Source organism: Flagellimonas sp. S3867 (assembly GCF_014698935.1).
Lineage (GTDB): Bacteria > Bacteroidota > Bacteroidia > Flavobacteriales > Flavobacteriaceae > Flagellimonas.
In genome coordinates this window covers 128568-136034 of sequence record NZ_JACVMN010000004.1, presented here as the reverse complement: position 1 = coordinate 136034, position 7467 = coordinate 128568, and the positions used below count along the sequence as shown (strand labels likewise).

Genomic DNA, 7467 nt, shown 5'->3' with positions numbered 1-7467 from the left:
ATGGCACTGAGGATGTGAACTACCGTGACTTCGATGATGACGGAGACGGCATCGACACCCCTGATGAGGATATCGATGATGACGGAGACCCGACCAACGATGATACGGACGATGACGGTACACCAGATTATTTGGACCCATTCATTCCGAATAATATTGATGCTGTGGATGATACGTATACATCTGATGGTGAAGGCGGCGTAATGCCAGATGTCGACGTGCTTGCTAATGACACGCTAAACGGAAATCCAGTTACCCTGTCGGATGTGATTTTGACTTCGACACCAACGGAAGTGCTTACCATCAATGAGGATGGAAGTGTCAGTGTGGCCCCGGGAACACCTGAAGGCACCTATACCATTGAATATACCATCTGTGAGATTGCCGATACCGACAATTGTGATACAGGCACGGTCACGGTGGAAGTAGGCCCTGTCATGGCGAATGTTATCGATGCGGTGGATGATGCGTACAGCTCTGATGGTTCTGGAGGAGAAATTCCTGATAGCGATGTACTTGCCAACGATACCCTAAATGGTGAGGCAGTAACCTTGTCTGATGTGATTTTAACTTCGACACCCACAGATGAGGTGACCATAAATGAAGATGGAAGTGTGAGCGTTACCCAGGGAACCCCAGATGGCACCTATACTATTGAATATACCATTTGTGAGATTGCGGATGTTGATAACTGTGATACCGGTACCGTTACTATAGTGGTGGATTCAAGCATGGCGAATGTTATCGATGCGGTGGATGATTCGTATAGCACTGATGGTTCTGGAGGAGAAATTCCTGATAGCGATGTACTTGCCAACGATACCCTAAATGGTGAGCCAGTGACCTTGTCTGATGTGATTTTGACTTCGACACCCACAGATGAGGTGACCATAAATGAAGATGGAAGTGTGAGCGTTACCCAGGGAACCCCGGATGGCACCTATACTATTGAATACACCATTTGTGAGATTGCGGATGTTGATAACTGTGATACCGGTACCGTTACTATAGTGGTGGATTCAAGCATGGCGAATGTTATCGATGCGGTGGATGATTCGTATAGCACTGATGGTTCTGGAGGAGAAATTCCTAATAGCGATGTGCTTGCCAACGATACCCTAAATGGTGAGCCGGTGACCTTGTCTGATGTGATTTTGACTTCGACACCAACGGATGAGCTGACCATAAATGAAGATGGAAGCGTGAGCATTGCTCCAGATACACCCGAAGGTACCTATACCATTGAATATACCATCTGTGAGATTGCCGATGTTGACAATTGTGACACAGGTACCGTCACAGTGGAAGTAATTCCTGGTATGATGAACGTAATTGATGCCGTGAATGATGGTTATACGGCCGATGGTAGCGGAGTAATCCTTGGCAGTGATGTACTTTCCAACGATACTTTGAACGGTGAGTCGGTTGGGCTGATCGATGTAATATTGACCTCGACTCCCACAAACGAACTAATTATAAATGAGAACGGAACGGTTAGCGTGGCTCCTGGAACTAGGGAAGGCACCTATACCATTGAATATACTATTTGTGAGGCGGCTAATCCAGAAAACTGCGATTCGGCAATCGTTACAGTTTCCATTTCTATTGAAAATATTTCGGTTAATCAAATGCTAACACCCAACGGAGATCTAAAAAATGATTTCTTATTTATTAGAGGAGTTAGTCAGATACGAACAAGTACACTTAGAATTTTTAATCGCTGGGGTGTAGCTGTATATGAAGGAAAAGACTACAATAATGTGAACGATGTTTTCGATGGACGTTCACGGGGTAGATCAACTTTGAGTGTCAACGATTATCTTCCGGCAGGAGTATATTTTTATATATTTGACTACGAAACGGATGAAGGAAGTTTTACCGACTCCGAATATATTTACATAAGTAGGTAACATATTAAAAAAATGGTTAAAAGAAACTTTTTAGTTCCGTTTTTATTTCTTGTCTTGACAGTTCAAGGCCTTGTTGCACAGCAAGATGCACAGTATACCCAGTACATGTATAATACGCTAAGTGTTAATCCAGCCTATGCAGGATCTAGAGGTCAATTGACATTTGCTGGACTTTATCGCTCGCAATGGATAGGTCTGGACGGAGCTCCCGAAACCTTTACCATCAACCTACATTCACCTATTAGAAATAGTAGATTGGGTTATGGAATTTCCATAGTAAACGATAACATTGGTGATGGCGTGGTACAAGAAACCTATCTTGATGTGGTTCTTTCCTATACTATTGAGTTTGCCCGTGATAACAAACTATCTTTTGGACTGAAAGCAGGCGGGAATATGTTGAACCTTGATTTTAATGGTTTAAGAAATTTTGATCAAGAAGTTGTTCAACAAGATAATATCGACAATCAATTTAACCCAAACTTCGGATTAGGCTTGTATTTTCATAATGATAGATTTTATGCGGGTCTTTCTGCTCCAAATGTGTTGGAAACAGAATATTTTGATAATGGAGATGCTGATGCGGTTAATTTTTTGGCTGCTGAGCGTATCAATATGTATTTTATAACAGGATATGTTTTCGATTTGAATGCAGATTGGAAATTCAAACCGGCACTTTTGACCAAAGCAGTAGGAGGTGCCCCATTACAGGTGGATCTTTCGGCAACTTTTCTATTTGCCGAAAAAGTCAGCTTTGGTGCAGCATACAGATTGGACGCGGCGGTCAGTGCATTGGCTGGATTCCAGATTACCGATCAGGTTATGTTGGGTCTTGCCTATGATCGTGAGACAACAGAGCTTGGGGGAACCCAATTCAATGATGGTTCTTTCGAGGTATTTTTAAGATGGGAGCTTTTAAAAGCCTTTCAAAAAACGGTTTCACCTAGATTCTTTTAATACAGGGATATGCTAAAAAGAATACTTATACTTCTTATTGTTTTCTTAGGATGCACATTTCATGGCCTTGCCCAGGAAAAAGATAAGGTGAATGAGAAACAGCAGGCCAAAGTCAAAGCCAAGGCCGACGAACGATACAATGAATATTCTTTTAGTCCCGCCATTGATATATATAAAAAAGTACTTGACAAGGGCTATGTGTCTTCCGATCTTTTAAAGAGGCTCGCAAATTCGTACTATTTCAATGCCAAGTATGAGGAAGCTGCTAAAGTATATCAACGACTTGCCGAAACATATCCAGAAGAAATAGAGCCTGACTATTATTTCAGATATGCCCAAAGTTTAAAGACATTGGGTGATTATGATGAATCTGACAAGATTATGGCAAAATTCAAGGAGATTACCGCTGCAACTGCCGAAGGTGACTATGACGAGGATTATCTTGAAAAAATTGAGAAAAATTCAGGGAGATACAACATCAAACCATTTCCTTACAATACCAAATACGCCGATTTCGCCGCTTCCTATTATGAAAAAGGCCTAATTTTTTCTTCTGACAGAGACACAGGTAACCTGGCTCGGTATAGACATACATGGAATTCAAAGGATTTTTTAGATTTATATAAGGTTAATGTAGACAGTGTTTCCAATGACAATGTGGTTAAATTGGAAGGCGATGTGAATACACGACTACATGAATCCACGTCAACCATCACCAAAGATGGCACTACCATGTATTTCACCAGAAACAACTTCTTGGATGGAAAAAAACAGAAAGATGAAAGTGGGGTAATCCGATTAAAGATTTATAGCGCTGAATTAATCGATGGTGAGTGGACCAATGTGATTGAACTTCCTTTTAATAACGATTCATACTCCGTTGCGCACCCTGTGTTAAGTCCAGATGGCAAGAAACTGTACTTCGTTTCTGATATGCCAGGGTCTCATGGTGAATCGGATATTTTTGTTACGGAGATCATTGGGGATGGCACATATGGACCCATTCAGAATCTAGGTAAAAACATAAACACGCGTGCCCGTGAAACCTTTCCTTATCTCACCAAAGAAGGAGTGCTGTATTTTTCTTCTGATGGGCATCAAGGATTAGGAGGGTTGGATGTATTCGCGACCAAAATTGCCTTTGGCAATTTCAATGAACCTGTTGTAAACGTTGGAAAACCAATAAATGGTAACTACGATGATTTTGCATTTATCATGGATAATGAAGCCAAAACAGGTTATTTTTCATCCAATAGAACGGGTGGATTAGGAGAAGATGATATTTATGAGTTTGTGGAAAATGAACCCTTGGTTCTGGATTGTATTCAAGATGTTACCGGAACTGTTAGAGACCGTATTTCCAATGAAGTATTGGTTGGTGCAACGGTTAAAATCATTGATGAAGAAAACAATGAGGTTTCATCCACACTTACCGACTCCAAAGGGAATTATGTGTTGGACTTGGATTGTTCCAAAGGAAACTTCGTAAGGGCATCCAGGGATGGTTATGTACCCGCAGAGGAATATTTGAATAGATCTTATGGGAAACCTCGGATTGTAGATTTTTACCTAGAACGTGATGTTGTTACTGGAGGTTTTGGTGACGATTTGGCCAAATTACTACAGTTGAGTACAATTTATTTTGACTTGAATAAATTTGATATTCGACGAGATGCAGAGATTGAGATACAAAAAGTGATTGTGGCCATGGAGAAATATCCAAGCCTTAAAATCAAGGTTAACTCACATACCGACAGCCGTGGCAATGATGCTTACAACCTTTGGTTATCACAAAAAAGAGCCCAATCCACAGTAGACTATATGATTTCAAAAGGTATTTCGGCAGATAGGTTACAAGGAGAAGGTTTCGGTGAAACCCGACTTGTGAACGATTGTCTTAATGGGGTGCCATGCTCAAGAGATAAGCACCAGCTGAACAGGAGGTCTGAATTTATCATTTTTGAATGATTCTCGCTAAATCAGTATACCTGTGATATTCAATAATTAAGAGTACATGTATAAGGTTTGGCATCCATTAACAATACCTATGTACAGGAAATCTTTGATTACACAACATTTTTTGTGCCAGTGATAGAATGAATTCTAGTTTTGATCAATTAAGATAGGTTTAAACTAAGAATTGATGGGCAGATTAAATCGTTTAAGTTTTCTTTTCATAACTATTGCAGTATTTTTTTTCTTTGAATCGACAGCTCAGGTCACCGAAGATTTTGAAAGTGGTGTTGCAACAGGTTGGACAACTTCTGGAACATCTTCTACAGGAACTTTTGTTGTTGCTAATCCGACCGCGCAAAGTAGCGGGGGAGTTACAACCCAATTAGAAGACGACCATACTGCCGCTCCCGGAGTAAATGCATATTTTACCGCCACCAATAGCTCTGCAGGTAATGCAGATGTAGATGGTGGTACCTCAACAACAACCTCACCAGTATATAACATAAGTTTAAACTCACAGCTTTCAATTTGGTACTTTTTTGGTCAAAGGGACAACGGAGACGATGCAAACGATTTTTTCCTATTGGAATATTCATTAAATGGTGGAGGTAGCTACACAAATTTAGTTTCAATTGGAGATGTAACCACAACTGCAGCTTGGACCGAAGCAACCACAGCTATTCCAGCAGGTTCCAACGTAGTGATTAGGATAACGGTTTCAGATGGGTCATCCACAGGTGATATCATTGAAGGTGGAATAGATGATTTAACCATAACAACCACCGCTCCAGAAATATTAATAGATGACATTTCAGTAGATGAAGATGCAGGTACAGCTACCTTAACTGCAACACATTCAGGTCCAGATGCTTCAGGAGCATTTACTGTTGATTATCAAACAAATGATGGAGGAGCTGTTTCAGGATCAGATTATACTACAAGTACAGGAACATTAAGTTTTAATGGAACATCTGGAGATACAGAACAAATTATCATCACCATTTTGGATGATTTAATTTTTGAATCAAGTGAAGGTTTTACAATATCATTTACGGGCACTTCCGATGGATCCGTTGATATATCCGATACAGCAACGATCACGATTAATGATGATGATAATGACCCCAATACTACTCGTCCCTACGAAGAAAGAGTTGCCATAAACTTAATGGGGAATTTTAAAATGTTTGGAAATACTAACTTGCTATGTACCTCTGGCTGTCCGGGCACACCAGTTACAAATAACCCATCCGTTGTTATGGGATATGCAGATGTGGACGCTGATGGTTCAACCGTAAATTCAAGTAGTCATAACCTAAATTTGCCAGTGGGATCTACCGTACAATGGGCAGGTCTTTACTGGGGTGGGGTCTATAACAGTTCAAATGGAGGTATCACCAATCCAGCTGGATCCTTGAGCATAGACCAAGTTAAACTTATGGATCCCACATCAGGAACTTATAGTACCATAAACTCGGATGTTCGGAATATTGAAACAACCACTTTCGGGGGTTGGAACACCTTTATGTCATATGCAGATGTTACTGGTCAGGTTCAATCCGGTGGAAACGGTAATTATTTTGTGGCTGATATTGCATTGGTCACGGGTAGCTCATTTACCGGACCTCATGGAGGATGGACCATGGTGGTGATCTATAATGACCCAGCAGACACCTCTAGGAATGTTAGTGTTTGGGATGGATTCGATTTCTTTGGATTTGGAGCTAACGATTCTTTTACAGTTACCGGACTTTTAACCCCTTCAATTGGAGTTTTTGAAACACATGTGGGATATTATGGAATGGACGGAGAAGCAAGTAGCACTGGCGATTTTGTTAGTGTAGAAGGAACATCCTTATCCAACGCATTGAACCCTGCAAATAATACATTAAATGGTACAATTTCAGAGTTTGGAGTGGATTTAGGTACAAGGAACCCAAATTTCGGTTATAGTTGGGGAGTGGACATTGATGTATTTGATGCCTCTGGACTTGTTCCAAATAACGCCACAGATATGGATGTAATATTGGGTAGTAGTAGTGAAGGAATATGGGGTGGTGTATTTGTTACCTCAAACGAAATTGCCTTTCCAACAGTTGCGACCTCTGCATTCAGTCCTACAACTATTTACTCGGGAGAAGAATCCATAGTAACTATTACCATTGAAAATCCATCAAACGGGGTGTCACTGACCAATTTGGCATTGACCAACAATTTGCCTGCGGGAATGACAATAGCACCTACACCTGATTCCTCCTCCTCTTGTGGAGGAACTATCTCAGCAATTTCTGGTGCCTCAAGTTTCTCTATTACGGGTGTGAGTTTACCCGCAGGAACCACTTGTTCCTTTACATTTGATGTCACAACAGCAACTTCGGGAGTTTTTACAAATACAATTACACCTTCCGATATTACAAACGATCAAAACATACCATTGTCAGGAACAACAACTTCAGATTTAACCGTGTTGGCAAGACCCGCCACAGTGATTACTAATCGCCAAATTACGTATCGTGTAAACAAGGATTGAATCTTTTTTTAAGTAGAACTAAACTTTTATTTTCTATAAAGAAGATCTGGAATTTGATTATCATGGCCATTCACAATACTGGGATAATCTACCAATAACCTCATAATATTGGTG

General features: G+C 40.6%; 4 protein-coding genes. All 4 read left to right on the top strand.

Annotated features, from left to right (window positions below):
* Positions 1-1910 (top strand): gliding motility-associated C-terminal domain-containing protein (locus tag IAG46_RS16690; protein WP_190811536.1); only part of this gene is annotated, 1910 nt, incomplete at its 5' end.
* A 12-nt stretch (positions 1911-1922) separates the two neighbouring features.
* The gene (locus tag IAG46_RS16685) at positions 1923-2867 is read left to right on the top strand and encodes a type IX secretion system membrane protein PorP/SprF (RefSeq protein WP_190811535.1); all 945 of its coding nucleotides are present in this window, start codon (positions 1923-1925) and stop codon (positions 2865-2867) included.
* Between the two features lie 9 nt (positions 2868-2876).
* Positions 2877-4835 (top strand): OmpA family protein, encoded by a 1959-nt coding sequence (locus tag IAG46_RS16680; protein WP_190811534.1) that lies wholly within the window; start codon positions 2877-2879, stop codon positions 4833-4835.
* 175 nt (positions 4836-5010) lie between these two features.
* On the top strand, positions 5011-7353 hold the full coding sequence (locus tag IAG46_RS16675) for a Calx-beta domain-containing protein (protein ID WP_190811533.1): 2343 nt from the start codon (positions 5011-5013) through the stop codon (positions 7351-7353).
* The last annotated feature ends 114 nt before the right edge of the window (positions 7354-7467 follow it).

Coding starts and splice junctions, on each gene's coding strand:
- IAG46_RS16675 (WP_190811533.1), top strand. CDS start 5,011: ATGGGCAGATTAAATCGTTTAAGTTTTCTTTTCATAACTATTGCAGTA.
- IAG46_RS16685 (WP_190811535.1), top strand. CDS start 1,923: ATGGTTAAAAGAAACTTTTTAGTTCCGTTTTTATTTCTTGTCTTGACA.
- IAG46_RS16680 (WP_190811534.1), top strand. CDS start 2,877: ATGCTAAAAAGAATACTTATACTTCTTATTGTTTTCTTAGGATGCACA.